At 64.2% G+C, this 26537-nt stretch carries 22 protein-coding genes and 1 tRNA gene; 7 read left to right on the top strand and 16 right to left on the bottom strand.

Features of this window, described 5'->3' with window-relative positions:
• The first annotated feature begins 42 nt into the window (after positions 1 to 42).
• A complete protein-coding gene (locus DC366_RS03940) occupies positions 43 to 1356 on the top strand; it encodes a TRAP transporter large permease (protein ID WP_108690920.1) in 1314 nt (437 codons plus the stop codon).
• A 141-nt stretch (positions 1357 to 1497) separates the two neighbouring features.
• Here DC366_RS03940 and rpoC read toward each other — a convergent pair whose 3' ends face one another.
• The 8 genes from rpoC to rplK all read right to left on the bottom strand — a co-directional run bounded on the left by rpoC (position 1498) and on the right by rplK (position 14232).
• A complete protein-coding gene (rpoC, locus tag DC366_RS03935; RefSeq protein WP_108690919.1) occupies positions 1498 to 5727 on the bottom strand; it encodes a DNA-directed RNA polymerase subunit beta' in 4230 nt (1409 codons plus the stop codon).
• Positions 5728 to 5815: 88 nt separating this feature from the next.
• A complete protein-coding gene (gene rpoB, locus DC366_RS03930) occupies positions 5816 to 9952 on the bottom strand; it encodes a DNA-directed RNA polymerase subunit beta (protein WP_108690918.1) in 4137 nt (1378 codons plus the stop codon).
• Between the two features lie 311 nt (positions 9953 to 10263).
• Complete coding sequence (rplL, locus tag DC366_RS03925; protein WP_108690917.1) at positions 10264 to 10641, bottom strand: 50S ribosomal protein L7/L12; 378 nt, start codon at positions 10639 to 10641, stop codon at positions 10264 to 10266.
• A gap of 78 nt (positions 10642 to 10719) precedes the next feature.
• Complete coding sequence (gene rplJ / locus DC366_RS03920; RefSeq protein WP_108690916.1) at positions 10720 to 11238, bottom strand: 50S ribosomal protein L10; 519 nt, start codon at positions 11236 to 11238, stop codon at positions 10720 to 10722.
• Positions 11239 to 11523: 285 nt separating this feature from the next.
• On the bottom strand, positions 11524 to 11979 hold the full coding sequence (locus DC366_RS03915; RefSeq protein ID WP_108690915.1) for an adenylyltransferase/cytidyltransferase family protein: 456 nt from the start codon (positions 11977 to 11979) through the stop codon (positions 11524 to 11526).
• A 2-nt stretch (positions 11980 to 11981) separates the two neighbouring features.
• Positions 11982 to 12896 carry a LicD family protein gene (locus DC366_RS03910; RefSeq protein ID WP_108690914.1) on the bottom strand — a complete coding sequence of 305 codons (915 nt, stop codon included), beginning with the start codon at positions 12894 to 12896 and terminating at the stop codon, positions 11982 to 11984.
• Positions 12897 to 13106: 210 nt separating this feature from the next.
• Entirely contained in the window at positions 13107 to 13805 is a 699-nt protein-coding gene (gene rplA / locus DC366_RS03905; RefSeq protein ID WP_108690913.1) for a 50S ribosomal protein L1, read from the bottom strand.
• Between the two features lies 1 nt (position 13806).
• Positions 13807 to 14232, bottom strand: coding sequence for a 50S ribosomal protein L11 (gene rplK, locus DC366_RS03900; RefSeq protein ID WP_108690912.1), 426 nt, complete (start codon positions 14230 to 14232; stop codon positions 13807 to 13809).
• Between the two features lie 278 nt (positions 14233 to 14510).
• On the opposite strand from rplK, the gene DC366_RS03895 reads away from it, so the two are divergent.
• The gene (locus tag DC366_RS03895) at positions 14511 to 14867 is read left to right on the top strand and encodes a cupin domain-containing protein (RefSeq protein WP_108691327.1); all 357 of its coding nucleotides are present in this window, start codon (positions 14511 to 14513) and stop codon (positions 14865 to 14867) included.
• Between the two features lie 87 nt (positions 14868 to 14954).
• Here DC366_RS03895 and nusG read toward each other — a convergent pair whose 3' ends face one another.
• From nusG to DC366_RS03870, 5 genes are all read right to left on the bottom strand, one after another.
• A complete protein-coding gene (gene nusG / locus DC366_RS03890; protein ID WP_108690911.1) occupies positions 14955 to 15485 on the bottom strand; it encodes a transcription termination/antitermination protein NusG in 531 nt (176 codons plus the stop codon).
• A gap of 200 nt (positions 15486 to 15685) precedes the next feature.
• Positions 15686 to 15883: a preprotein translocase subunit SecE gene (secE, locus tag DC366_RS03885; protein ID WP_108690910.1), complete on the bottom strand. Its 198-nt coding sequence runs from the start codon at positions 15881 to 15883 to the stop codon at positions 15686 to 15688.
• A 103-nt stretch (positions 15884 to 15986) separates the two neighbouring features.
• The gene (locus DC366_RS03880) at positions 15987 to 16727 is read right to left on the bottom strand and encodes a hypothetical protein (protein ID WP_133176166.1); all 741 of its coding nucleotides are present in this window, start codon (positions 16725 to 16727) and stop codon (positions 15987 to 15989) included.
• 266 nt (positions 16728 to 16993) lie between these two features.
• A tRNA-Trp gene (locus DC366_RS03875) sits at positions 16994 to 17069 on the bottom strand.
• Between the two features lie 95 nt (positions 17070 to 17164).
• Positions 17165 to 17815, bottom strand: coding sequence for a hypothetical protein (locus tag DC366_RS03870; RefSeq protein ID WP_108690908.1), 651 nt, complete (start codon positions 17813 to 17815; stop codon positions 17165 to 17167).
• Between the two features lie 113 nt (positions 17816 to 17928).
• On the opposite strand from DC366_RS03870, the gene DC366_RS03865 reads away from it, so the two are divergent.
• Entirely contained in the window at positions 17929 to 19290 is a 1362-nt protein-coding gene (locus DC366_RS03865) for a cytochrome P450 (protein ID WP_108690907.1), read from the top strand.
• A 111-nt stretch (positions 19291 to 19401) separates the two neighbouring features.
• Positions 19402 to 19755, top strand: coding sequence for a hypothetical protein (locus tag DC366_RS03860; protein WP_133176165.1), 354 nt, complete (start codon positions 19402 to 19404; stop codon positions 19753 to 19755).
• Between the two features lie 96 nt (positions 19756 to 19851).
• On the opposite strand, the gene DC366_RS03855 is transcribed toward DC366_RS03860, so the two are convergent.
• The 3 genes from DC366_RS03855 to DC366_RS03845 are packed head-to-tail and all read right to left on the bottom strand — an operon-like array spanning position 19852 to position 24549.
• A complete protein-coding gene (locus tag DC366_RS03855; RefSeq protein ID WP_108690905.1) occupies positions 19852 to 20985 on the bottom strand; it encodes a M48 family metallopeptidase in 1134 nt (377 codons plus the stop codon).
• A complete protein-coding gene (locus tag DC366_RS03850) occupies positions 20986 to 22179 on the bottom strand; it encodes a DUF898 family protein (protein WP_108690904.1) in 1194 nt (397 codons plus the stop codon).
• A gap of 51 nt (positions 22180 to 22230) precedes the next feature.
• The gene (locus DC366_RS03845; RefSeq protein ID WP_108690903.1) at positions 22231 to 24549 is read right to left on the bottom strand and encodes a DNA topoisomerase IV subunit A; all 2319 of its coding nucleotides are present in this window, start codon (positions 24547 to 24549) and stop codon (positions 22231 to 22233) included.
• A gap of 156 nt (positions 24550 to 24705) precedes the next feature.
• On the opposite strand from DC366_RS03845, the gene DC366_RS03840 reads away from it, so the two are divergent.
• From DC366_RS03840 to DC366_RS03830, 3 genes are all read left to right on the top strand, one after another.
• On the top strand, positions 24706 to 25377 hold the full coding sequence (locus tag DC366_RS03840; RefSeq protein WP_165802838.1) for an SH3 domain-containing protein: 672 nt from the start codon (positions 24706 to 24708) through the stop codon (positions 25375 to 25377).
• Between the two features lie 13 nt (positions 25378 to 25390).
• On the top strand, positions 25391 to 26239 hold the full coding sequence (locus DC366_RS03835; RefSeq protein ID WP_108690901.1) for an SDR family NAD(P)-dependent oxidoreductase: 849 nt from the start codon (positions 25391 to 25393) through the stop codon (positions 26237 to 26239).
• 85 nt (positions 26240 to 26324) lie between these two features.
• Positions 26325 to 26537: a twin transmembrane helix small protein gene (locus DC366_RS03830; protein ID WP_108691326.1), complete on the top strand. Its 213-nt coding sequence runs from the start codon at positions 26325 to 26327 to the stop codon at positions 26535 to 26537.

Genomic DNA, 26537 nt, shown 5'->3' with positions numbered 1-26537 from the left:
CGGCGCGGCGGTGCGCATCGCCAACGTATCAAGGAAAAACCGATGGAAAATCTGGACCCGCTGGCGATAACCGGCATCATGTTTGCGTCGATGCTGGTGCTGATGGCGCTGGGGGCGCCGCTGGCCTGGGCGCTGACGATCTGCGGCATCGGCAGCGCCTATGCGATCTACGGCGACGGCGGGCTCGATCTGCTGATCTCCTCCACCTTCAGCGCGATGGACAATTTCCTGCTGGTGGCGCTGCCGCTCTTCATCTTCATGGGGCTGGTCCTGCAGCGCTCGGGCATCACGGACGATCTGTTCGAGATGATCCACAAGCTGATGGGTCGCCTGCCCGGCGGGCTGGGCATCGGAACGGTCGTGATCTGCGCGCTGATCGCCGCCATGGCGGGCGTGTCGGGCGCGGCGACGGTCAGCCTTGGCATCATCGCCCTGCCCGCCATGCTGAGCCGCGGCTATGACAAGCGCCTCGTTACCGGCACGATCATGGCGGGCGGCGCGCTCGGCTTCCTGATCCCGCCCAGCGTTCTGATGATCATCTACGCCTTCCTCAGCCGCGATTCCGTGGGCAAGCTCTTTGCCGCGGGGCTGGTCCCCGGCCTGATGCTGGCGGGGATCTACATCATCTACATCCTGATCCGCTGCCGCATCAATCCCACCCTCGGCCCCCCCGCCGAGGAGCAGTTCACCACATCCGAAAAGCTCAAATCCCTGCGCTTTCTCATCGCGCCCGGCCTGCTGATCTTCACCGTCCTGGGCTGCATCATCGGCGGCGTCACCTCCCCGTCCGAGGCATCGGCCATCGGCGCCTTCGGGGCGCTGCTGATCGCGGCCGTGCAACGGCGCGTCAGCTGGGACATGCTGCGCTATGTGATGCTGTCCACGACCAAGCTGATGGGCATGCTGATGTGGATCACCATCGCCGCGGTCTTCTTCTCCAAGATCTATGTCGGCGTCGGCGCCGGGATGGTCGTGGGCGAGCTGATCGAGGATTACGACCTGTCGCCGAACCTTGTCATCATCGCGATGCTGGTGGCGTATTTCATCCTCGGCATGTTCCTTGACGATTTTGCCATCGTCTTCATCACCGTGCCGCTATTCGTGCCGATCGTGAAGGATCTGGGCTTTGACACCACGTGGTTTGCGGTGCTCTTCATCCTCAGCATGCAGTCGGCCTATCTGACGCCGCCCTTCGGCTACAACCTGTTCTACATGCGGTCCGTCGCGCCTAAATCCATCACGATCGTCGACATCTACTGGGCCGCCCTGCCCTTTGTGGCGCTGCAGATCCTGGGGCTGGCGCTGGTCTTCATGTTCCCGCAAATCGCGCTCTGGCTGCCGAGCCTGATCTTCTGACGGGGCTTAAAAACCGCAAGGCACAGCGCCCGCGCCCTCACCGGCGCGGGCGTTTGCATATCGATGGCGCCAATGAAAACCCGCCAATGAAAAAGGGCCCCGCGTCGCCGCGAGGCCCTTTCCTTTTTTTCAGCCTGCCGCTTACTCGTCGCGGTTTTCCGGCGTATCGACCAGCGTGTCGCCACCCTCGTCCATGACCGGTGCTGCCAGCGCGGCGGCCGCTTCGGCCTCCTCGCGGCGCGCTTCGATAACGACGTTGTCGCGGCTGGCGGCGATCTTGCGCATCTCCTGGGTCGCGCCGCCGGTGCCCGCCGGGATGAGGCGGCCCACGATGACGTTCTCCTTGAGACCGACCAGCTTGTCCCGCTTGCCCTGAACCGAGGCTTCGGTCAGCACGCGCGTCGTCTCCTGGAAGGACGCCGCCGAGATGAAGCTGCGGGTTTGCAGCGACGCCTTGGTGATGCCCAGAAGGATCGGCTCGCCCTGTGCGGGGCGCACGCCCTTCTTGAGCGCCTTCTCGTTGGCGGCGTCGAACTCGGCCTTGTCCACATGCTCGCCCTTGAGCAGAGTCGTCTGGCCGCTGTCCTGGATCTCCCATTTCTGGAGCATCTGGCGCACGATGACTTCGATGTGCTTGTCGTTGATCTTCACACCCTGAAGGCGATAGACGTCCTGCACCTCGTCAATCATGTAATCTGCCAGCGCCTCGACACCCAGAATGGCAAGGATGTCATGCGGCGCCGGGTTGCCGTCCATGATGTAGTCACCCTTCTGCACGAAGTCGCCTTCCTGCACCGGGATGTGCTTGCCCTTGGGGACCATGTATTCGACGGTCTCCAGCGTCTCATCGGCGGGCTCGATCGAGATACGGCGCTTGTTCTTGTAGTCCTTGCCGTAGCGCACATAGCCGTCGATTTCCGCGATGATGGCGTGATCCTTGGGGCGGCGCGCCTCAAAGAGTTCGGCCACACGCGGCAGACCGCCGGTGATGTCCTTGGTCTTGGCGCCCTCGCGCGGAATCCGCGCGACAACGTCGCCCATCTTGATCTCGTCGCCCTCTTCGACGCTGAGGATCGCATCGACGGACATCGTGTAGGTGACGGGGTTGCCCGCGTCATTGCGCACCGGCTCGCCATCCGCATCGACGATGAAGATCTCCGGCTTCAGCTCGTTGCCCTTGGGGGCCGCGCGCCAGTCCATCACGATCTTCTGGGTCATGCCGGTGGCATCGTCCGTCTCGTCGCGCACGGCAACGCCGGTCACGAGGTCCACGAACTTTGCCGTGCCGGCCTTCTCGGCGATCATCGGCAGGGTATAGGGATCCCACTCGAACAGCTTGTCGCCGCGCGCCACGGTATCGCCCGCCTTGACATGCAGCTTGGTGCCGTAGCCCAGCTTGTGGCTGGCCAGTTCGACATCGCCCTCGCCGAGGATGAGCAGCTTCATGTTGCGGCCCATCACCAGCGTCTCGCCCGAGGAATTCTCAAGCGTCTGCTCGCCGTCGAACGCGATCTTGCCCGACTGGCTGGCCTCCAGGAACGACTGCTGGCCGCCCTGCGCAACGCCGCCGATGTGGAATGTCCGCATCGTCAGCTGCGTGCCCGGCTCGCCGATCGACTGCGCGGCGATGATGCCGACAGCCTCGCCCTGATTGACCATGGTGCCGCGGGCAAGGTCGCGCCCGTAGCACATGGCGCAAACGCCATCCTCGGCCTCGCAGGTCAGGGGCGAGCGGATGCGCGCGGTCTGAACCGCCGCTTCCTCGACCGCATCTGCCGTCACCTCGTCGATCAGCTGACCTTCCTTGACCAGCACCTCATCGGTGCCGGGGCGCAGGATGTCTTCGGCCGCGACGCGGCCCAGCAGACGCTCGCCAATGGACGAGACGACCTCGCCGTCATTGACGGCAGCCTCTGTCGTGATCGCGCGGTCGGTGCCGCAATCATGCTCTCGCACGATGCAGTCCTGCGCCACGTCCACCAGACGGCGGGTCAGATAACCCGAGTTGGCGGTCTTGAGCGCCGTATCGGACAAACCCTTACGGGCGCCGTGCGTCGAGTTGAAGTATTCAAGAACGGTCAGACCTTCCTTGAAGTTCGAGATGATCGGCGTCTCGATGATGTCGCCGTTCGGCTTGGCCATCAGGCCGCGCATGCCGCCCAGCTGTTTCATCTGCGTGACCGAGCCGCGGGCGCCGGAATGGGCCATCATATATACCGAGTTCGGCTCTGCCTCGGCGCCATTCTCGTCGGTCTTGCCGGACGAGATGTTGGTCATCATCGCCTCGGTGACCTGATCGTTACATTTCGACCAGGCATCGACCACCTTGTTATACTTCTCGCCCTGAGTGATCAGGCCGTCCATATACTGCTGCTCGAAGCCTTTGACCTGCTCGCGCGTCTCGCCGACGATGTCCCACTTGTTGTCCGGGATCACCATGTCGTCCTTGCCGAACGAAATCCCGGCACGGAACGCCTCACGGAAGCCCATCGTCATGATCTGGTCGCAGAAGATGACCGATTCCTTCTGGCCGCAATAGCGGTAGACGGTGTCGATGACCTGCTGCACTTCCTTCTTGCGCAGAAGGCGGTTGACCAGGCTGAACGGCGCCTTCGCGTTCTTGGGCAGAAGCGCACCCAGCCGCACGCGGCCCGGTGTCGTCTCGACCCGCTCGAACACCTCATTGCCTTCGGCGTCGATCTGCGGGATGCGCGCGGTGATGCGGGCGTGCAGATGCACCTCGCCGCTGTCCAGCGCGTGCTGCACCTCGTCGATGGACGAGAACATCATGCCCTCGCCCTTCATGCCCGCACGCTCCAGCGTGGTGTAGTACAGACCAAGGATCATGTCCTGCGACGGCACGATGATGGGCGAGCCGTTGGCGGGCGACAGAACGTTGTTCGTCGACATCATCAGCACCCGCGCTTCCAGCTGCGCCTCAAGGCTCAGCGGGACGTGCACGGCCATCTGGTCACCGTCGAAATCGGCGTTGAAAGCCGAGCAGACCAGCGGGTGAAGCTGGATCGCCTTGCCTTCGATCAGGATCGGCTCGAACGCCTGGATGCCCAGCCGGTGGAGCGTCGGCGCGCGGTTCAGCATCACGGGATGCTCGCGGATCACCTCGTCGAGGATGTCCCACACCTCGGGGCGCTCCTTTTCCACCAGCTTTTTCGCCTGCTTGACGGTCGAGCTGAGCCCCTTGGCCTCAAGGCGCGAGTAGATGAACGGCTTGAAAAGCTCGAGCGCCATCTTCTTGGGCAACCCGCATTGATGCAGCTTCAGCTCAGGCCCCGTGACGATGACCGAGCGGCCGGAGAAATCGACCCGCTTGCCCAGAAGGTTCTGGCGGAAGCGGCCCTGCTTGCCCTTCAGCATGTCCGACAGCGATTTCAGCGGACGCTTGTTGGCGCCGGTGATGACGCGGCCGCGGCGGCCGTTGTCAAAGAGGGCGTCGACGGATTCCTGCAGCATCCGCTTTTCGTTACGCACGATGATATCGGGCGCGCGCAGCTCGATCAGGCGCTTGAGGCGGTTGTTGCGGTTGATGACCCGGCGATAGAGATCGTTCAAGTCGGACGTGGCAAAGCGGCCCCCGTCCAGCGGCACCAGCGGGCGCAGCTCGGGCGGAATGACCGGGATGACGGTCATCACCATCCACTCGGGGCGGTTGCCGGATTCCAGGAACGACTCGACGACCTTCAGGCGCTTGATGATCTTCTTCGGCTTCAGCTCGCCCGTGGCCTCGGCCAGATCTGCGCGCAGGTTTTCGGCCTCGGACTCCAGATCGATCTGGGCCAGCATGTCGCGGATCGCCTCGGCACCGATATTGGCGGTGAAGGCGTCGATGCCATAAGCATCCTGCGCGTCCATGAATTCCTCTTCGGTCAGCATCTGGCCGTAGGTCAGGTCGGTCAGGCCCGGCTCGATCACGACGTAGTTCTCGAAATAAAGCACGCGCTCAAGATCGCGCAGCGTCATGTCCAGCATTAGGCCGATGCGCGACGGCAGCGATTTCAGGAACCAGATATGGGCGCAGGGCGCGGCAAGCTCGATATGGCCCATCCGCTCGCGGCGGACCTTTTGCAGCGTGACTTCGACACCGCATTTCTCGCAGACGACGCCGCGATACTTCATGCGCTTGTATTTGCCGCAAAGGCACTCGTAGTCCTTGATCGGACCAAAGATGCGCGCGCAGAACAGGCCGTCCCGCTCGGGCTTGAACGTGCGGTAGTTGATCGTCTCGGGCTTCTTGATCTCGCCGTAGGACCACGACAGGATACGCTCCGGCGACGCGAGGCTGACCCTGATTTCATCAAAGGTCTGCGTCGGTGCGACGGGGTTGAACGGGTTGTTTGTCAGTTCCTGGTTCATCTAATTACCTCGAATTTTGGGTAGGCCGGAAAGGGGAAGGCCCCGGTTTTTCGCGAAAAACCGGAGCAAGAAAATTTCTGCGAATTTTCTATTCCTCCCCCTCCGAATCCAGGAGTTCCATGTTGAGGCCCAGACCCCGGACCTCCTTGACCAGCACGTTGAAGCTCTCCGGCACGCCGGCCTCGAAGCTGTCTTCGCCCTTGACGATGCTCTCGTAGACCTTGGTGCGGCCCGCGACATCGTCCGACTTGACCGTCAGCATCTCCTGCAAGGTGTAGGCAGCGCCGTAGGCTTCCAGTGCCCAGACCTCCATCTCACCAAAGCGCTGTCCGCCGAACTGTGCCTTGCCGCCCAGCGGCTGCTGGGTGACCAGGCTGTAGGGCCCGGTCGAGCGTGCGTGGATCTTGTCATCGACAAGGTGATGCAGCTTGAGCAGGTACTTCATGCCGACAGTCACGGGACGCGCGAACTGCTCGCCCGTGCGGCCATCGAAGAGGATCGACTGGCCCGACGTGTCAAAGCCTGCGCGGCTGAGCGCGTCGTTCACGTCCTGCTCCTTGGCGCCGTCAAAGACGGGCGTGGCGATGGGAACACCGTTCGTCACGTTGCCCGCCGCCTCGATCAGCTGCTCTTCGCCCATGTCCTTGATGCCCTCTTCGAAGACATCGTCGCCATAGGCCAGATGCATCGCCTCGCGCACCGGGGTCAGATCGCCGTTGCGGCGATAGCCCTGAAGCGCATCGTCGATCTTGATGCCAAAGCCGCGCGCGGCCCAGCCCATATGCGTCTCAAGAATCTGTCCCACGTTCATCCGGCTGGGCACGCCCAGCGGGTTGAGGCAGAAATCGACCGGCGTGCCGTCGGCGAGGAAGGGCATGTCCTCCATCGGGACGACCTTGGAAATGACCCCCTTGTTGCCGTGACGCCCCGCCATCTTGTCACCCGGCTGCAGCTTGCGCTTCACCGCGATGAACACTTTCACCATCTTCATGACGCCCGGCGGAAGGTCGTCGCCGCGGCGGACCTTCTCGACCTTGTCCTCGAACCGCGCATCGAGGGCACGCTTCTGCGCCTCGTATTGCGCGTTGAGCGCCTCCATGATCTGCGCGTCGGCCTCTTCCTTCAGCGCCAGCTGCCACCACTGACCCTTGGTCAGCGTCGACAGCAGATCCTCGTTGATTTCCGAGTTCGACTTGACCCCCTTGGGCCCTTTGACAGCCGTCTTGCCCAGGATCATCGTGCGCAGACGGGCATAGATGTTGCGATCCAGGATCGCCAGCTCGTCGTCGCGGTCGCGCGCCAGACGCTCGACCTCTTCGCGCTCGATCTGCAGCGCGCGCTCGTCCTTTTCCACGCCGTGGCGGTTGAAGACGCGCACTTCGACCACGGTGCCGAAATCGCCCGGCTTGACGCGCAGGGACGTATCACGCACGTCGCTGGCCTTTTCGCCAAAGATCGCGCGCAGCAGTTTCTCCTCCGGCGTCATCGGGCTCTCGCCCTTGGGGGTGATCTTGCCCACGAGGATATCGCCCGGCTCCACGTCCGCACCGATATAGACGATGCCCGCCTCGTCGAGATTGCGCAGCGCCTCTTCGCCCACGTTGGGTATGTCGCGGGTGATCTCTTCCGGCCCCAGCTTGGTATCACGCGCGGCGACCTCGAATTCCTCGATATGAATGGAGGTGAAGACGTCATCGCGGGAAATCCGCTCGGAGATCAGGATCGAGTCCTCGTAGTTGTAGCCATTCCACGGCATGAACGCGACAATGACGTTCCGGCCAACGGCCAGCTCGCCCATGTCGGTGGCGGGGCCATCTGCGATGACCTCATGCTTGCCGACAGTGTCGCCGACCTTGACCAGCGGACGCTGGTTGATGCAGCTGTTCTGGTTCGACCGCTGGAACTTGCGCAGGCGGTAGATATCGACGCCGGGATCGCCCGGTTCCATATCCTCGGTCGCGCGCACAACGATACGCTGAGCATCGACCTGATCGATGACACCTGCACGTTTCGCCATGATCGCGGCGCCGGAATCGCGGGCCACGACGCCCTCGATGCCAGTGCCGACCAGCGGCGCCTCGGCCTTGATCAGTGGCAGGGCCTGACGCATCATGTTCGAGCCCATCAGCGCGCGGTTGGCGTCATCGTTCTCAAGGAACGGGATCAGCGAGGCAGCGACCGAAACCAGCTGCTTGGGCGAAACGTCGATCAGATCGACCTGCTCGTTCGGCGCCAGCATGTAGTCGCCGGACTGGCGCGTGCTGACCAGATCGTTGATGAAACGGCCATTCTCGTCCAGATTTGCGTTGGCCTGCGCGATGGTGTGGCGCTGCTCTTCGGTGGCGGACATGTATTGCACGTCATCCGTGACCTGACTGTCCACGACCTTGCGATAAGGCGTTTCGATGAAGCCATATTTGTTGACCCGCGCAAAGGTGGCGAGCGAGTTGATCAGGCCGATATTCGGCCCTTCGGGCGTCTCGATCGGGCACATGCGGCCATAGTGGGTGGGGTGCACGTCGCGCACCTCGAAGCCGGCACGCTCGCGCGTCAGGCCGCCCGGTCCAAGCGCCGACAGGCGGCGCTTGTGCGTCACCTCGGACAGCGGGTTGGTCTGGTCCATGAACTGCGACAGCTGGGACGAGCCGAAGAATTCGCGCACTGCAGCGGCGGCAGGTTTCGCGTTGATCAGGTCCTGCGGCATGACGGTGTCGATCTCGACAGAGCTCATCCGCTCCTTGATCGCGCGCTCCATGCGCAGCAGGCCGACGCGGTACTGGTTCTCCATCAGCTCGCCGACCGAGCGCACCCGGCGGTTGCCCAGATGGTCGATATCGTCGATGTCGCCCTTACCGTCGCGCAGTTCGACCAATGCCTTGATGCAGGCGACGATGTCCTCGCGGCGCAGCGTGCGCACGGTGTCTTCGGCGTCAAGGTTCAGACGCATGTTCATCTTGACCCGGCCGACGGCGGACAGATCATAGCGCTCGCTGTCGAAGAACAGCGTGTTGAACAGGGCCGATGCGGCCTCCTCGGTGGGCGGCTCGCCGGGGCGCATGACGCGGTAGATGTCCATGAGCGCGGTCTCGCGGCTCATGTTCTTGTCCGCGGCCATGGTGTTGCGGATGTAGGGGCCGACATTGATGTTGTCGATGTCCAGAACCGGAATGTCGGTGATGCCCGCATCCAGCAGATCCTGCAGCGTGCCGCCGGTGATCTCGCCATCCTTGTCGCGCTCAAGCGTCAACTCGTCGCCCGCCTCGACATAGATCGCGCCGGTGTCTTCGTTGATGATGTCCTTGGCCGCGAACTTGCCGACGATATGCTCGAACGGAACCAAGAGCTCGGTGACCTTGCCTTCGTCGATCAGCTTCTTGACCGCGCGGGGCGTGACCTTCTTGCCGGCCTCGGCCAGCACTTCGCCGGTGGCCGCATCGACCAGATCATAAGTGGGACGGGTGCCGCGCACACGCTCGGGGAAGAACTTGGTGACCCAGCCCTTGCCCTTTTCCAGCTTGAACTGGATGGTGTCGTAATAGGCATCCATGATGTCTTCCTGGTCCAGACCCATGGCGTAGAGCAGGGTCGTGACCGGAAGTTTGCGGCGGCGGTCGATCCGCGCAAAGACGATGTCCTTGGCGTCGAATTCGAAATCCAGCCAGGAGCCGCGATAGGGAATGATGCGGCAGGCGAACAGCAGCTTGCCCGAGCTGTGCGTCTTGCCCTTGTCATGGTCGAAGAACACGCCGGGGCTGCGGTGCATCTGGGAGACGATGACCCGCTCGGTGCCGTTGACCACAAAGGTGCCGTTGGGCGTCATCAGGGGCATGTCGCCCATGAACACGTCCTGTTCCTTGATGTCCTTGACCGACTTGGCGCCGGTATCCTCGTCGATATCGAACACGATCAGGCGCAGCGTCACCTTCAGCGGGGCGCTGTAGGTCATGTCGCGCTGCATGCACTCCTCGACGTCATACTTGGGCTTTTCCAGCTCATAGTTGACGAACTCGATGACCGAGGTCTCGTTGAAATCCGAGATCGGGAACACCGACTGGAACACGCCCTTGATCCCCTCGCCGTCCATCGGCGTGGCCTGATCGCCGGAGCGCAGGAACAGATCATAGGAGGATTTCTGAACCTCGATGAGGTTCGGCATTTCGAGGACTTCGCGGATTTTACCGAAGTATTTGCGCAAACGCTTCTGGCCAAGGTAGGATTGAGCCATGTGTCTGGTCACCTTTCATTTCTCAACGGTCGCGCGTGCTGTCGGGCCCCAGCCGCACGGCCATCAGAGAGAGCGGGGGTGCGATCCATTCATGGCCGTCGTCCCAATGACGGCCTCCCGATCGCACGAACCTCGCCTGAGATAAGCCCCCGATGCTGCGCCGCAACAGGTGGTGCCGGTATCGTGAACCGGCGCCGCCCGCAGCGCATGGGGACCTGTCCAAGACAGGTTCGGCTGGACCCGGTTTGCGCCGGATCCAGCCATATTTCAGGGTCAGGCGCTGCCGCGTCGGCGCACCCGCATCCCTTGAATTACTTCAGTTCGACTTCGGCGCCGGCTGCTTCCAGCTTGGCCTTGATGTCGTCTGCTTCATCCTTGGAGACCTGCTCCTTGACGGCCTTGCCGCCGGCCTCGACCAGGTCCTTGGCTTCTTTCAGGCCCAGACCGGTGATGGCGCGGACTTCCTTGATCACGTTGATCTTGGAGGCGCCGGCCGACTTCAGGATGACGTCGAATTCGGTCTGCTCTTCTGCAGCGCCGCCGGCGTCGCCTGCTGGACCGGCCATCATCACTGCGCCGCCTGCTGCGGGCTCGATGCCGTACTCGTCCTTCAGGATGGTTTTCAGTTCTTGTGCTTCGAGCAGGGTCAGACCAACGATCTCTTCTGCCAGTTTCTTCAGATCAGCCATTTTATCATGCTTTCCGTTTTAGATGTGTTCCAACGACAGGGCGGCATGCCCTTGCCGGAATTTCCAGTTGCGCGAGGGTCAGGCCGCTTCGGCCTTTTCCTCGATGGTCGAAAGGATGCTTGCGATGTTCGAAGCGGGCGCGCCAATCGCACCGGCAATGTTCGAGGCAGGTGCGCCGATGCAGCTTGCGATCTGAGCGATAAGCTCGTCGCGCGAGGGCATCTTCGACACGGCTTCGACGCCGGCTTGGTCCAGAGCGTTCTCACCCATTGCGCCGCCGAGAATCTGATACTTCGGATTCCCCTTGGCAAATTCCTGCGACACCTTGGCTGCTGCCACGGGGTCCTCGGAATAGGTCAGAACGGTCATGCCCGTCAGGTAGCCTGCAATGGATGCGCAGGGCTTGCCGTCGAGGGCGATCTTGGCGAGCTTGTTCTTGGCAACGCGGACGGATGCCTCGGCCGCACGTGCGCGCGCCCTCAGATCCTGCATTTCCGCAACTGTCAGTCCGGCGTAATGGGCAACCACTACGACGCCAGAGCTTTCGAAGATCTGGCCGAGTTCCTCGACCACTTTCTCTTTCTGGGCTCTATCCACAGTTTCACTCCAATATTCGGGGGAGGCTCCCCCGGCTCAGTTCAGCCGGACAAGAGTGTCCGGCATTTGGTCCTGGAAACGGGGCATCGTCGACGCATCCAGACGCGGGGCCTGGCTGATCTTGTCACTCCCGCCTCGGGCAGGATATTAAGGGCCAAGGCCCACCCACCGTCTCGGACGAAACGCACAAAGGACATGGAACGCGAATCCCATGCCACTCATGCAATGCTGCCTTTAGAGTGTTCCGGCGCGAATGCCAACCCCCCGATGCACTTTCCGCCCAAATCAGAGCCGGCCCGAGCGTTTTCTGGGCGAAGGCGCCTGCACCGCACCTTCGGCGGCCCTTTGCTGCATCAACTGCTTGATCTCGGTCGTCGAGATATCGCGCGTGCGCGGCAGATAGATCACTTCGCACAGGTCGCCCAGATCGTCGAACTTGCCGGTCCAGTCGCTGCCCATGGCGAAAACATCGGCACCGTATTTGACGATATCCCCGCGTTTCTGGTCCCAGCTTTCCTCGGGGAACACCAGATCGACGTGACGGCAGGCCGACAGGATTTCGACACGCGCCTCATAGGGCATCACGCAAAGCTTGCCCTTGGAGGCGTTGAATCCGTCGGTCGAGCACCCGACAATCAGACGGTCGCCCAGATCCGCCAGCCGCGCCAGCAGGCGGACATGGCCGGTATGGAACAGATCGAACGTCCCATATGTCAAAATCGTCCGCTGGCTGGCTGACATGGTTACTCCTCCACGCCGCAAGCGCGCTGAAATTTGCGGAACTGGCGCTTGCGCCGCTTCCACGGGAAGACGAAATAGGGATCGGGCTCTCGCCAGCCATCGCCATAATTGACGGCCAGCATCCGCTCGGGCCGCGCAGGCAGCTGCATCCCGCTCAGCTCGCATGGCTGCAGGGGCAGCACATCATCCTCGCTCAATTCCCCGTAAGTGTGCGGAAAGACGTAAACCTGGCCGCGAAAGGTCCAGGCCGGGAAAAGGTCCAGCGCAAGGCCGGTGCTGGTGTTCAGCTTGACCTGGGCCATCGCGGCCGGGTCGTAATCTGCCAGCAGGCCGGCCGCGTCCATCTCACCGCAGATTTGAGCCCAGATGCGCCCTGCCTCGCGTTCGGTGCGGGCCTCGATCAACATGCCCAGATCGACATCGTCGTCATGGTCGATCAGCTTGCGGTCCCGCACGACACCCAAAAGCGTGCCTGAATTCAGGAAGATGTTGGTGGACCACCGCTCCAACGACCGAACGACGTTGCGCACGTCGTCCCAGATGGCCTGATGATCGCGATCCTGAAAGGCATCGGGCTGAAAGTCATGGCCGATCACCGCGCCGCGGCCAAGGGCGGTTTTGATCATCGCCTCGAATTGGACAAACGCGTCGGGATCGCCCTCCTTTGTGCGCTCCTCGCGCAGGCTGTTCATGAGGATCCGCGCACGCGCGGGCCGCAGGCGACCGATATACTGGACCATGATCCGCGCCTCGAGTTCGGTCACGGTGCGCGGCTTTTGCGCCAGATCGTCCAGTTCCGCCAGCAATGCAGGCGCATCGAAGTCAGGCGCCTGACCTTTCAACTCGGCCTCGGCCAAGGCGTGAATCTGCTCGATTCTGCGCAGGCCTCCAATTGGATCGGTCAGGGACGTCTGCATCGTATCGCCTCAAGAAAACTGCCACCCGGCATGCGGATCGCGCGGATGCTGCGGGATGGCACATATTCAGACAAGGGTTTTCTGGAAAATCCGCCATCTCCGGCCCGAAGGGAGGCAAAACGGGAACAGCCCCAATCATGAAAAAAGAGCGGAATGGAAAAAGAGCGGACCTTCCGGCCCGCTCCTTCAATTTTTCAGCCTGCGCCGCGCTCACTCGACGGCGGCGTCGGCCACGTCGATCGTCACGCCCGGACCCATGGTCGAGGTCAGCGAGATCCGCTTCATGTAGGAGCCCTTGGCGCCGGCCGGCTTGGCCTTTTGCACGGCGCTGATGAAGGCGCGCACGTTCTCGACCAGCTTGCCCTCGTCGAACGAGGCCTTGCCGACACCGGCATGAACCACGCCGGCCTTCTCGGCCTTGAACTGCACCTGGCCGCCCTTGGCGTCCTTGACAGCCTGGGCCACGTCCATCGTCACCGTCCCGATTTTCGGGTTCGGCATCAGGTTGCGCGGGCCCAGCACCTTGCCCAGACGGCCCACGACGGGCATCATGTCAGGCGTGGCGATGCAGCGGTCAAAGTCGATCTTGCCGCCCTGCACGGTTTCCATCAGATCCTCGGCCCCGACGATGTCGGCGCCTGCGGCCTCGGCCTCTTCGGCCTTGGCGCCGCGGGCGAAGACCGCCACGCGGACGTCCTTGCCGGTGCCGTTGGGCAGACCGACGACACCGCGAACCATCTGGTCGGCGTGGCGCGGATCGACGCCCAGGTTGACGGCGATTTCGATGGTTTCATCGAATTTGGCCTTGGCGTTGCCCTTGACCAGCTTGACGGCGTCCTCGACGCTCAGGTCGGACTTGCCGGCAAATGCCTCACGGGCTGCGCGTGCGCGTTTTCCAAGTTTTGCCATCTTACTTCACCTCGATGCCCATGGACTTCGCGCTGCCGACGATGATCTTCATCGCGGACTCGATGTCGTTTGCGTTCAGGTCTTTCCACTTGGCTTCGGCAATGTCGCGCACCTGCTTGACGGTAACCGAGCCGGCAGTCTCGCGGCCGGTCAGCTTGCCACCCGAAGACAGCTTGGCCGCCTTCTTGAGATAGTAGGACGCCGGCGGCGTCTTGATGTCCATCTCAAAGGACTTGTCCTGGTAATAGGTGATAACGGTCGGGCACGGGGCGCCCGGCTCCAGATCCTGCGTCTTGGCGTTGAACGCCTTGCAGAATTCCATGATGTTGATGCCGCGCTGGCCCAGTGCGGGGCCGACGGGCGGGCTGGGGTTGGCTTGCCCGGCTTTCACCTGCAGCTTCATCTTCCCGGCGAGTTTCTTGGCCATGAGGCCTCTCCTTCCATTTCAACAGACCGCAGGGCGCGCCCCTCGGCCATTCGGGTTGCGTGGTCCGGTCCGGACGCCGCGGCGCCCTCGCCTTCCACGAAGGTATGACGCCCTTTCGCACGCGAAACAGGACGACAGATGCGCCGCATACCTCCTGCGCGCTCCGGATGCAAGCATCTCGGACATGCGATCACCCGCCAATGCCGCAAAGAGTTGCTGCAATCTTGCTGCGTTGTGCGATGGTGACAATCGTTCAACAACCCGAAGGAGGGGGCATCATGTCACACTCACCCGTCAGCAAACTGGCCGAACGCAAGGCCGATCCGATCACCAGCGATCTCGACGGCTGGAAAAAGGTCGATGGCAAGCCGACCATGCGCACATGGATCGAATACAAATCCGACGCCGAGAACCTGATGGCCGGTTGGTGGGAAGCCACCCCCGGCACCTATCACGCGACCTACGCGACATGGGAATACGTCCATATGATCGAGGGGCGCATCACCATCACCCCCGACGGCGGCGACGCCTACGAGGTCGGCCCGGACGACGTTTTCGTGATCGAAGCGGGGTTCAAGGGCACCTGGGAAATCACCGAAAAGGTGCTGAAGCATTTCGTGATGAAAACGGGCTGACGCGCCGGTCGTCGCCGTATCGGCCCGGCCCTGAGGATAACGCCCGGCAGGGATGCCGGGCGAGACCGAGGCGCATCGCGCCGCGCCTTATTGCTTGGACACCTGCGTGAATTCCAGCTCGACCGGGGTTTCCCGGCCAAAGATCGACACCGACACCTTCAGGCGCTGGTTTTCCTCGTCGACATTCTCGACCGATCCGTCGAAGCCCTCGAACGGGCCGTCGTTGACCTTGACCTTCTCGCCGATCTCGAAATGGATAAGGGTGCGCGGGCTTTCCTCGCCCTCCTGCACGCGGCCCAGGATCGCCTGAACCTCGGCATCGCGCATCGGCATCGGGCGCCCCTGCGGGCCCAAAAAGCCGGTGACGCGGTTGATCGAGTTGATCATGTGATAGCCCTTGTCGGACATCTCCATCCGCACCAGAACATAGCCGGGCATGAAGCGGCGCTCGGCCGTGACCTTCTTGCCGCGGCGGACCTCGATCACCTCTTCGGTCGGGACCAGAACCTCGTCGATATCGTCCTCAAGGCCGTTTTCGGCCACGGCTGTCCTGATCTGCTCGGCGATCTTCTTCTCGAAATTCGAAAGAACGCTCACCGAGTACCACCGCTTTGCCATGCTGAGCCATTCCCCGTTTCAACCGGCGCCATCCGCCGTAATTTCCCGTCCTGCGCCGCTGGGGCCGAACGTCTGACAAACAAAATCGGCGCGGGGCTCGAATCGCCGCGCGCCATATTGCAGAGTTATCGTGCAATTACCCGGCATTGCCCTTGGGTTCAAGGGGGCAGCGCCCATAATGCCGGATATGGCGTCGGCGATCAGCCGAAAATCGACAGCACCGCCTGCAGCCCGCTGCGGATGCCCAGATCCACCAGCGCAAAGAAAACTGCCGTCAGCGCGGCCATGATGAACACCATCACCGTGGTCAACAGCACCTCGCGGCGCGTCGGCCAGACGACCTTGGAGACCTCCGAGCGGACCTGCTGGACGAATTGTAGCGGATTGGTGCGTGCCATGCGCTGCCTTCTTTATCTAACAATGGCCCTGCGCGGCGCAGACCCGTCGAGGGCGCACATACCCCCCGGACGCGGCGAATTCAAGTGCGCAAGCGCGCCTGTATCACCCGTTGCGCGCGGCGGCGGCGAGGCGGTCGAACGGATCGGGCCGCTGCGTCATGTCCTCGCCCAAAAGCGCATGACGGCTGAAATCGCGGATATAGAGCCCTGCGGTCCAGCGTTCGGGCAGCCGGTCCAGCACGCCATCCATGATCGTGGCAAGCCGATCCACGCGCAGTCGAAACCGCTCGGCCCGGTCCGGGTTTCGTGCGTGCAGGACGTTGTGGATAAGGGCGAGCGTGTCCGCAACACGGTCCGAGCCCATGGCCAGAACCAGCGCCGCAGCCAGCACGAGCGCCACCAGCGTAATCAGCGCCGCGCCCCAAGGCGCCAGCCAGAAAGCCGCCAGCGCAATGCCCGCCAGAGCCGCGCGGCGCGGCCATTTGCCCAGCCTGCGCAGCTTGGGCGCCCTGCGACGGACCTGATCTGCGGCCTGCGCGGCGGGCTTTGCAGGCGCATACTCGGCGGCGACCGCGTCCATGCGCGCCGCCGCGGCCCCGCCTTCCGCCGCGTCCTGCCGCGCGTTGCGCCCGGCGCGTCCCAGCAATTCGTCCTGCGAAACGATATCAGGCATCGCCGCGCGCGCGTCGAGCTGCCTGCTTTCCGCAAGCGTCCGGGCAATCACCTGATCGATTTCATCGTCCGTCACCGTGGCCGCGGGCGACTGCAGCGGCTGCAACCGCATACCGGGCAAAAGGTCATGCAAGTTGACCCGCTTGGACGTTATGTCATCCGAAAATGCCATTGCAGCACTACCCTTGTTCCGCGCCCCCACGCGAATCCGGCCTGCGCCACAAGGCGCACCGCCGAATAAGTGCTTCATACGGCGCGATTGGGGCGAAATTATGGCAACCGCGGCCATTTCGCGTCGAAAGCCGGTCAAAATACGGCACGCTGCGCCGGTCTGGCCGTTTGCAGGCGCATTGTCGGGGCCGCGCCAGCATGTTGCCAAGTGGCAAAGACCCGCACAGCCGTCACAAAGGGCCAGATACGTTTGAATTATAATGGATTTGGCAGGGGCAGCAGGGTTCGAACCCGCGACCTACGGTTTTGGAGACCGTCGCTCTACCAGCTGAGCTATACCCCTAAGATGGGGCACCGATTACGCGACCTCCGGGCGGGAATCAAGCCATCAATCGCGCCCATCAACGGAAAACCGGTGCCGGGAGAGTTTCGCCCTTATCAGCCCGCAACCTTCGCCCCGGCCTTCGCGGCGCCCCTTGCCGCGGCAGGCTGCGCCGCTGCGGCTGGCCTGGCCGCCGGGGGCTTGCGCGCGGGCGTCTTGTCGGCGGCGCGGCCGCCGAACCAGTCCTCTTGGTATTTCTGACGCTCCAGCCAATTCTGGATCAGCTTGGCCGCGTTGCGCGACAGATTGGTCATCTGCTCTTCCTTGGACTGGGTCAGGCCCGATCCCAGCACCGTCTCGCCGGAGAACGATTCGATCACCGTGATCTGCTCGGGCTTCTCGTTCAGCTTCTTGCCGGCGGCATCGTCCCAGACCGTGGCATTCAGGATCAGCGCCGATTTCGGCGACGCGACGATCGGCACGCCCGGCACCGCCAGAACATAGCCCTCGATCGACACGCCAAGGTGATACAGCTTGTCGCCGTCATACCGGCTGAACCGCTCGTCCACCGCCTTTTTCATCGAGGCGATCCATTCCTCCTTGGAGGCGTCGCGCGAGGCGGGCCCCTTGGTCAGGTTCGGCGCGACCACGACGTTATGGGCCAGCTTGAAATCGCCCAGCGGCACCGGCGCCTTGTCCAGATCGTTGGGATTGGTGCAGGCCGCGACGGTCAGCAGGGCGGAGAAGAAGGCGATCAGGCGAAGCATGGGCAGCGGTCCTCGGCGGGTGGGATTGGATGGCGAGCCTTGCCGCGATACCGCAACGCGGCGCCCTTCGCAACGATTTGCCGGGGCGCCGCACAGCGCCTATATCTAACTGCATGAGCACAGACACCTCCCCCGCCCTGCCCGTCCGCGTCCCGCTGGTGACGCAGCCCATGGGCATCCTCGGCAGCCTCAATGCCGCGCGCCGCAACGTGCTGAGCATCATTCCCGATCTGGCGACACGCCAGCCCATGGTGTCGGGGCGCACGGCCAAGCGCTGGCACATGGTGATGGACCCCGGCGCGCTGCGCCGCGTGCTGCTGGAGAACGAGGGCAATTATCCCAAGTCGCTGGTGACGAAGAACCTGCTGAAACCGGCCATCGGCGACAGCATGTTCATCGCCGAGGGCGCGCATTGGCGCTGGCAGCGGCGCGCGGCGGCGCCAGTGTTTTCCCATCGCAACGTGATGAACCTCGCCCCGATCATGACCGCCGCCGCCGAGCGCAGCGCCGAGCGGATCGCGGCCGCAGGCCCGCGCGCCGTGGACATGGCCGAAGACATGGTGCGCACCACCTTCGACGTGATCAGCGAGGTGACGTTTTCCGGCGACGGCAGCTTTGATTCGGACGCCGTGCACGGAGCCATCGACGCCTATATCGCTGAGGCGGGGAAAATCTCGCTTTTCGACATCCTTGGCCTGCCGGACTGGGTGCCGCGCCCCGGCCGGATGGTGTCGGGCGCCGCGATGAAGCAGATGAAGGCGGTTGCCGATGACGCCGTCGAGGCCCGGCGCAAGCGCGGCCCGCAGGGCGTGCCGGACCTGCTGGACCTGCTGCTGGAGGGCGAGGATCCCGAAACAAAACGCTGCATGAACACCGCCGAGCTGCGCGACAACCTGCTGACCTTCATCGTCGCCGGGCACGAGACAACGGCGCTGACGCTGGCATGGTCGCTCTACCTCTGCGCCTTCGATCCGCGCGTGCAGGAGAAGGCACGCGCCGAGGTGCAGGCCGTTTGCGAAGGCCGCCCCGCCACCGGCGAGGATGTGGCGAACCTGCCCTATATCCGTCAGATCGCGGATGAGGCGCTGCGCCTTTACCCGCCGGCCGCGATGGTGTCGCGCAGCGCAGCGGCCGATGACACGCTCTGTGGGCGGCAGATAAGGCGCGGCGATACGGTGATCATTCCCATCTATGCGCTGCACCGTCATCATCAGTTGTGGCAGGATCCCGACGCGTTCCGCCCCGAGCGGTTCGAAAACCGCAAGGACGTTCAGCGCTATGCCTACCTGCCCTTCGGCGACGGGCCGCGCATCTGCATCGGCGCCAGTTTCGCACTGCAGGAGGTGGTCATCATCCTTGCCACGCTGCTGGGCCGCTTCCGCTTCGCGCCTGTCGAGGGGCGCAATCCCGATCCGGTGATGATCCTGACCCTGCGGCCCGAGGGCGGCGTGTGGCTGACCGCGCAGCCGGTCTGACGGCGCGGCGGCGAAAACGCGCGCAGGCGGGGCGCGGCGGCGCAGACGCGCATTGATTGCCGCGCGCGCAGCCTATCTAGTAAGTTGAAACAACCAGCGGAGATGACCCATATGACACCCCGAATCCTGACGCGCACGGCCCTCGCCGCCGTGCTGGCGCTTGGCGCCGCCACAACCGGCGCCCTGGCCGCCTCCAGCCCGGACGAGCTGCGCGCGGCGCTCGTCGGCAATACCTTTACCGGCGATATGGGCGGCGGCGGCTATGCCAGCTTTTTCGCCGAAGACGGCACCTATGAGGACGCCGCCGGCGGCGGCACCTACGAGATCACGGACGAGGGTGTTTGCTATCCCGGCACGGATTTCGGCTGCTATGAAGCCGAAATCGACGGCGATCAGCTGGAGTGGTTCCAGAACGGCGAAAGCGCCGGCACCGGCGTGATCAAGCAGGGCAATACGCTGGAATAAGGGCGACGCTCAGTCAGCCGAAACGGGGCGGCCTTGCCGGGCCGCCCTTTTTTCGTCCGCGCCGGTCCGGCGCGATGTCCAGAGGCCAGCCACGCTTTAGTCGCAAATGGCCAGAAGCGCCTGCCACTCGGCATCGCTGATCACCGGGCTGGTGGCTCTCTGATCGGCCGCGTTCGCCTCGGCCACATCGGCGCGCGCGGCGCTGTCGGGGTGCGACGAAAGGTATGTCGGCAACCTGCCCGGCCCGCCCTCTTGCTCGGCCTCGGCCAGCCCGTCAAAGAACGCCGCCATCCCCCTGCTGCTGACGCCCGCATTGTTCAGCATGCGCAGCGCGAACCGGTCCGCCCCGGTCTCGGCCTCGCGGGTATAGCTGGCGCGCATCACCCTTTCGCCAAGAAACACCGCTGCGGCGCCGCCTGTGACATCCCCGATCACCATCGACAGGAGGCCCGCCGATCCGGCGGCACGCAGCGCGTGGCGGGTGGCATCGCGCGCCTCCACATGCGCGATCTCATGGGCCAGAACGCCCGCAACGGCATCGGGGCCGGTGGCATCGTCCAGCAATCCGCGCATGATGACGATCTGGCCGCCCGGCGCGGCAAAGGCATTGACCATCGCGTGATCCAGCACCCGCACCTCCAGCCGGTAGCGCAGATCGGCCCCTGCCGACAGGCGCCGCGTCATGACTTCCAGCGCCGCGGTCCCGGCGGGCGCGGTGCAGTCCAGATCGCCCAGGTCCGTGGCGCCGAGCGCGCGCTCGATCTGCGCCACGACAGAGCGGCCAAACGTGATCTCGCGCTCGACGGGGATCAGCGTCGCCAGCGTATCGGCCATGCGCGGCAGGATCACGAACAGCATGATCCCCACCGCCGCCGCCGCCAGCGCGCCGCGGCGCACCAACCGGCCCCGCATGCCGGGCCGCCGGTCCCGGCGCGCCAGATGGCAGCGCGCCCTGAGCGCCGCGATCAGGGCCGGGTCCGTCACCGTCAGCCGCGCCGGTGCAAGCGGGCGCGCGTCGGCGCGATTGGCCGGATCGTGCAGCGCCAGCACCAGATGCCCCTTGCGCGCCGCGCCCCCGACCGCGCGCAGTCGCGCCAGCGGCCATTCCAGCGGCGCAGGCTGCGCGCCGCCAAGGATCAGCAGCGCGCCGCCATCCTCGGACAGCATGGCGCGCACGTTCTGCCGCGTTGCGGTTATCCCGTCGTAATATCGCGCGGGTACAGGCAGCATCTAGAACGCCCCCCCGATATCCAGCGCATCGGCAAAGCCTTCGGCATCCGCGCCGCTGTCGCCCGCGCGTTGCGCCACGCCGTTCAGGGCCCCGGTGCCCTGCGCCGTGCACCGCGTCACGACATGGCGCAGGATCGGCTGCGCCACCCAGATCAGCCACAGCGCCCCCGAGATCGCCAGCGCCAGCATATACAGCAGCACCGACGGCACGATCAGCACGTGCAGCGGCACCGCTTCCAGCCCGATCAGCAGCAGCGGCCCCGCCCCCAGCAAGCCAAAGACCAGACCCGTCGCCGCAAAAACCGCCATGCTGCCGCCCACCATCTGCCACAGCACGTTCCATGTCTGGGGGCTGGTCCCGAAAGTCACATCATCCGCGCCGGGCACCTCCAGCACCAGGTTTTCGGTGAGGTAGACGAAGGCATTGACGCGGTAGGACAGCAACCCAACGCTGAACCAGATGGCGCCCAACGTCGCCCACAGACCGGCCAGCACGTAAAGCTGGATCGCCGCGAAGATGGCGGCCAGCACCATCAGGCCGAGCGCGACGAAAAGCTGTTTCATCGCCGCATAAAGCCCGGTCCAGCGCCCGTTCTGCCGGAACCGCGCGTTGCCGTACCAGCTGCGATCGGCCTTGTACTGTGCCAGACGAAAGGTCATCAACGGCCACAGCAGGCCCAGCGACAGCAGCGCAATCGCCCAATAAATCATCGCGCGCCAGACATAGCCCCACGCCGCCGCCTCGGCGCCGAAGCGCAGACCGCGCCACCGCGTGCGCGCCAGCCGGTAGCGCCGCGCGCGATACTGCGCGAAAAACACCAGCGGCAGAATCGCCAGCGATGTGATGCCGAACGCGCCGAATTGCAGGAACAGCTCGGCCTGCGTTTCGGCGGCGCCGAACAAGGTCAGGCCGAAATAGAACAGGATCATCTGAACCGCGCCCAGATAAACGGCAAGGATCACGATCGCGGCCAGAAACCCCAGGAACTTCTCCAGCCCCGTGCCGGTATATTCAAACGCATCGCCATCGGCCCCGACCGAAGACCACACATAGCGCCGGATCCGCGTCTTGGCCCAGAAACGGTAGACGCCGAGCGTCAGCGCCGTCAGCATCGCGGTGCGCACGGCCAGCCAGAAAAGCGGGCCTTGCGTGCCGTGATACTCGCCGCCAAGCCGGCCCTGTTCGTGCGTCATGCGCGCCTGCCTCCGGATGCCCCGCGACACAGGGGTCGCGCCGCCCCGCGCTCAGGTGAATTTGTTGTCACGAGGGAAGCCGCGCGGGGCCATGCGGCCGGAGCCTGCACGCTTGCCGGTCCATTCGTCCAGCGCCGTTTCGGTCCGGGTCCGTCCCGCCGGGTCAAGCCAGGTCAAACCGGCCTCGATGTTGAATGTCGTGGCATCGCTCAGCCCGCCATCCTTGTACTTTTGCAACCTCACGCCCTTGCCCTTCCCCATTTCGGGCAGTTCGGACACTGCAAAAACCAACACCTTGCGGTTTTCGCCCACAACGGCGACATGATCGCCCGCGACCGGCTTGCAGACCGTCGCGCGGGCCGGGGCGCGCACGTTCAGCACCTGCTTGCCGCTGCGCGTCTGGGCCAGAACCTCGTCCTCGGGCACGATGAAACCGTCGCCCGCGCTGGACGCGAGCAGCAGCTTGCGGCCCGGCTGATGCACCAGGATATCGACGATCTCGGCCTCGTTCGGCAGGTCCACCATCAGGCGGAGCGGCTCGCCCATGCCGCGCCCGCCGGGCAGGTTGGCGGCGGGGATGGTATAGAAGCGGCCATTGCCCGCGAAGATCAGCAACCGGTCCGTCGTCTCGGCGTGGAACAGGAAACGCGGGCCGTCGCCGTCCTTGAACTTCAGCTCGCGCGTCAGGTCGATATGGCCGGTCATCGCCCGGATCCAGCCCATCTGGCTGCACACGACGGTGATCGGCTCGCGGTCGATCATCGCCTCCAGCGGCACGTCCTCGACCTCGCCCGCGACGGCAAACTGCGTGCGGCGCGCGCCGTTCGGCGTGCTCTTGGCGAACTGCTTCTTGACCTCGCGCAGCTGGTCGGCGACCGCGCCCCATTGCAGCTCGGGATGCTCCAGCAGATCCTCCAGCGCGGCGCGCTCTTCCATGAGGGCGCTTTGCTCTTTCAGCAGCTCGATTTCCTCCAGCCGCCGCAGGCTGCGCAGCCGCATGTTGAGGATGGATTCGGCCTGCAGGTCGGTCAGCCCGTCCTCGCCGCCCTCGGCAGGCGGGACATAATCCGCCTCGCCCCGCGCGCGCACGAATTCGCGGCCCCAGTCCTCGCGCATCAGCGCGGCCTTCGGCGCCTCGTCATAGCGGATGATGTCGATCACGCGATCAAGGTTCAGGAAGGCGACGATCAGCCCCTCCAGCACCTCCAGCCGGTGGTCGATCTTCTCCAGCCGGTGCAGCGACCGGCGCTCCAGCACCTCGCGGCGGAAGTCCAGAAAGGCGCGCAGCACCTCCTTGAGCGAGCAGACCTTGGGCGTGACGCCGTCGATCAGCACGTTCATGTTGAGCGAGAACCGCACCTCCAGATCCGAGTTGCGATACATCATCCCCATCAGCATCTCGGGCGAGACATTCTTGCTGCGCGGCTCCAGCACAAGGCGCACGTCGTCGGCGCTCTCGTCGCGCACATCGGCGAGGATGGGGATCTTCTTGGTCTGGATGACCTCGGCGATCTTCTCGATCAGGCGCGATTTCTGCACCTGATAGGGAATTTCCGTGACGACGATCTGCCACTGGCCGCGGCCCAGATCCTCGACCTCCCATTTGCAGCGCAAACGAAAGCTGCCGCGCCCGGTGCGGTAGGCCTGCGCCATGCTTTCGGGCGGCTCCACGATGACGCCGCCGGTCGGAAAATCGGGGCCCTGCACGTGGTTCAGCAACGTGTCGTCGCGTGCATCGGGCGTCTTGATCAGATGCAGGCAGGCGTCGATCAACTCGGCGATGTTGTGCGGCGGAATGTTGGTCGCCATGCCCACCGCGATGCCGCTGGACCCGTTGGCCAGCAGGTTGGGAAAGCTGGCCGGCAGGACCACAGGTTCGGTCAGGGTGCCGTCATAATTGTCGCGAAAATCGACGGCATTCTCGTCCAGCCCCTGCAGCAGCGCCTCGGCGGCGGCTGTCATGCGCGCCTCGGTATAGCGTGCGGCGGCGGGGTTATCACCGTCGATATTGCCGAAATTGCCCTGCCCGTCGACCAGCGGATAGCGGACCGCGAAGTCCTGCGCGAGGCGAGCCATCGCGTCATAGATCGCCGCATCCCCGTGCGGATGATAGTTACCCATCACGTCGCCGCTGATCTTGGCCGACTTTCTGAAGCCCCCGGTGGAACTTAGACGCAACTCGCGCATTGCATAGAGGATGCGCCTGTGAACAGGCTTCAGCCCGTCGCGCGCATCGGGCAAGGCGCGGTGCATGATCGTGCTGAGCGCATAGGTCAGATAGCGCTCGCCGATGGCGCGGCGCAGCGGCTCGGCCACCGCTTCGGGGATATCGCCCTGGGGCTCTACGGGATCGTCGGTCTTGTCGCTCATGCCTTGCCTCATAGCCGTGGCGCCAATGCTCGTAAAGCGGCTGTTGATGTGGCGGGGCCGGTTTTGTCGTTATCGCGCGAGGCGAATCGTGGTAACATTATGTTGTGCTCAGGGGCCTGCCAGCCCCGCAAGGCACTGCGATTGGGGGATTGCACGATGTGGCGTTTTATTTTGATCAGTTTCGGGTTTCTCGGCTTCGCCTTTTACGAGGCGAGCGGCGGCGCCGATTACGCCCCCTCCCCCAACTCGCTGCAGATCGCGATGCAGGACCGGTCTTTCTTTGCCCCGGCGCCAAAGCTTGCGCCGAAGCCGCAGGCAGATGTCCAGATCGCCGAGGCGCCGGTTGACAGCGCCCCCGCCGCGCCCGAACCGGCCAAGACCGAGCAAGTGGACATGGAGGATGAGACGGTGACGCGCGCGCAATCCGCCTTTGCCGGGCTTTCGGATCTGAATGACAATGCACATGGCGGGTTTGAAATCACGCTGGCATCCGCCGCCCGACCGCTGAATGGCGGCAATGCGATGGGCCAGCGCCCGCTGGACAATATCGGCACGTTCAGCGCCGAAACGCTGGTGCGCGACGTCAACAGCCTGCCGATCGAGGCCGCCGTGATCGCCCGCCAGCAGCCCGCGGATATCCGCAGCATTGCTGGCACCGCCGCCAACATGCGCAGCGGTCCGGGCACCGATTACGAAAAGGTCGATCAGCTGGCCATGGGAACCCGGGTGGAAGTGCTGGACCGGCGCGGCGCCTGGATGGAGTTGCGCGATCTCCAGACCGGACAAACCGGGTGGATGGCCGACTGGCTGGTCACGTCAATGAACTGAAGGCTCCCTTGAATTGAATTCCTCCACGCGCGGCGCAGGCCGCACCATCCTGATTACCGGGTGCTCTTCGGGCATCGGATACGATGCGGCGCACGGGATGGCGCGGCGCGGCTGGCGTGTCTTTGCCGCCTGCCGCAAGGCCGAGGATTGCGACCGCATGCGCGCCGAGGGGCTGGAGAGCCCGCAGATCGATTATGCCGACAGCGCCAGCATCGAGGCCGGTCTGGCCGAGGTTCTGGCGGCGACGGGCGGCACGCTGGACGCGCTTTTCAACAACGGCGCGCATGCCTGCCCGGGCCTTGTGGAGGATGTCCCGACCGGCGCCCTGCGCGAGATATTCGAGACGAACCTCTTTGGCTGGCACGAGCTGACCCGCCGCGTGATCCCCGTCATGCGCGCCCAGGGCCATGGCCGGATCGTGCAATGTTCGTCAGTTCTGGGGCTTGTCACGCTGCCGTGGCGCGGTGCCTACAATGCCACGAAATTCGCCGTCGAGGGCCTGACCGACACGATGCGGATCGAGCTGCGCGGCACCGGCATCGACGTCAGCCTGATCGAGCCGGGGCCGGTGACATCGCGCATCCGCCAGAACTCGATTCCCCATTTCGAGCGCTGGATCGACTGGGAAAACTCCGCGCGCGTGGCCGATTACCGCGCCGGATTGCAAAAGCGACTATATGACGCGTCCGGCCCCGACCGGTTCGAATTGCCGCCATCGGCGGTCACGTCAAAACTGGTCCACGCGGTCGAGGCGCGGCGCCCCCGCGCGCGCTATTACGTGACCGTGCCGACACATGCGATGGGCATCGCCCGGCGCATCCTGCCTGCCCGCGCGCTGGACTGGATCCTGTCGCGCGCATGACGGCGCGGCGCGCACCGCGCTTTTTTCCTTTCGCTTCGGGTGGCAACGGGGCTACATCCGCAGCACAGCCAAACCGGAGATCCGCATGCTGAAAGATCCGCTATTCCTGCTTGTCGCCGCCGCTTGCCTGGCCGTTGCCGTCATCCTCGCGATGGGCGTCAGCACGATGGGCAAACCCGGCGTCGAGAACGGCAAGCGCTCGAACAAGCTCATGCGCTGGCGTATCATCGCCCAGTTTCTGGCAGTTCTGCTCATCCTGGCATTCGTGACAATCCGCAACCAATTCGGAGGCCAATGA

The sequence above is a fragment of the Pelagivirga sediminicola genome, from assembly GCF_003072125.1.
Lineage (GTDB): Bacteria > Pseudomonadota > Alphaproteobacteria > Rhodobacterales > Rhodobacteraceae > Roseovarius > Roseovarius sediminicola.
This window is presented reverse-complemented; position numbering and strand designations above follow the sequence as displayed.

What these genes read in the sequence shown, in the direction of transcription:
- DC366_RS03940 (WP_108690920.1), top strand. Translation starts at nt 43, where the DNA reads ATGGAAAATCTGGACCCGCTGGCGATAACCGGCATCATGTTTGCGTCG.
- rpoC (WP_108690919.1), bottom strand. Translation starts at nt 5,727, where the DNA reads ATGAACCAGGAACTGACAAACAACCCGTTCAACCCCGTCGCACCGACG.
- rpoB (WP_108690918.1), bottom strand. Translation starts at nt 9,952, where the DNA reads ATGGCTCAATCCTACCTTGGCCAGAAGCGTTTGCGCAAATACTTCGGT.
- rplL (WP_108690917.1), bottom strand. Translation starts at nt 10,641, where the DNA reads ATGGCTGATCTGAAGAAACTGGCAGAAGAGATCGTTGGTCTGACCCTG.
- DC366_RS03915 (WP_108690915.1), bottom strand. Translation starts at nt 11,979, where the DNA reads ATGTCAGCCAGCCAGCGGACGATTTTGACATATGGGACGTTCGATCTG.
- DC366_RS03910 (WP_108690914.1), bottom strand. Translation starts at nt 12,896, where the DNA reads ATGCAGACGTCCCTGACCGATCCAATTGGAGGCCTGCGCAGAATCGAG.
- rplA (WP_108690913.1), bottom strand. Translation starts at nt 13,805, where the DNA reads ATGGCAAAACTTGGAAAACGCGCACGCGCAGCCCGTGAGGCATTTGCC.
- rplK (WP_108690912.1), bottom strand. Translation starts at nt 14,232, where the DNA reads ATGGCCAAGAAACTCGCCGGGAAGATGAAGCTGCAGGTGAAAGCCGGG.
- DC366_RS03895 (WP_108691327.1), top strand. Translation starts at nt 14,511, where the DNA reads ATGTCACACTCACCCGTCAGCAAACTGGCCGAACGCAAGGCCGATCCG.
- nusG (WP_108690911.1), bottom strand. Translation starts at nt 15,485, where the DNA reads ATGGCAAAGCGGTGGTACTCGGTGAGCGTTCTTTCGAATTTCGAGAAG.
- secE (WP_108690910.1), bottom strand. Translation starts at nt 15,883, where the DNA reads ATGGCACGCACCAATCCGCTACAATTCGTCCAGCAGGTCCGCTCGGAG.
- DC366_RS03880 (WP_133176166.1), bottom strand. Translation starts at nt 16,727, where the DNA reads ATGGCATTTTCGGATGACATAACGTCCAAGCGGGTCAACTTGCATGAC.
- DC366_RS03870 (WP_108690908.1), bottom strand. Translation starts at nt 17,815, where the DNA reads ATGCTTCGCCTGATCGCCTTCTTCTCCGCCCTGCTGACCGTCGCGGCC.
- DC366_RS03865 (WP_108690907.1), top strand. Translation starts at nt 17,929, where the DNA reads ATGAGCACAGACACCTCCCCCGCCCTGCCCGTCCGCGTCCCGCTGGTG.
- DC366_RS03860 (WP_133176165.1), top strand. Translation starts at nt 19,402, where the DNA reads ATGACACCCCGAATCCTGACGCGCACGGCCCTCGCCGCCGTGCTGGCG.
- DC366_RS03855 (WP_108690905.1), bottom strand. Translation starts at nt 20,985, where the DNA reads ATGCTGCCTGTACCCGCGCGATATTACGACGGGATAACCGCAACGCGG.
- DC366_RS03850 (WP_108690904.1), bottom strand. Translation starts at nt 22,179, where the DNA reads ATGACGCACGAACAGGGCCGGCTTGGCGGCGAGTATCACGGCACGCAA.
- DC366_RS03845 (WP_108690903.1), bottom strand. Translation starts at nt 24,549, where the DNA reads ATGAGCGACAAGACCGACGATCCCGTAGAGCCCCAGGGCGATATCCCC.
- DC366_RS03840 (WP_165802838.1), top strand. Translation starts at nt 24,706, where the DNA reads ATGTGGCGTTTTATTTTGATCAGTTTCGGGTTTCTCGGCTTCGCCTTT.
- DC366_RS03830 (WP_108691326.1), top strand. Translation starts at nt 26,325, where the DNA reads ATGCTGAAAGATCCGCTATTCCTGCTTGTCGCCGCCGCTTGCCTGGCC.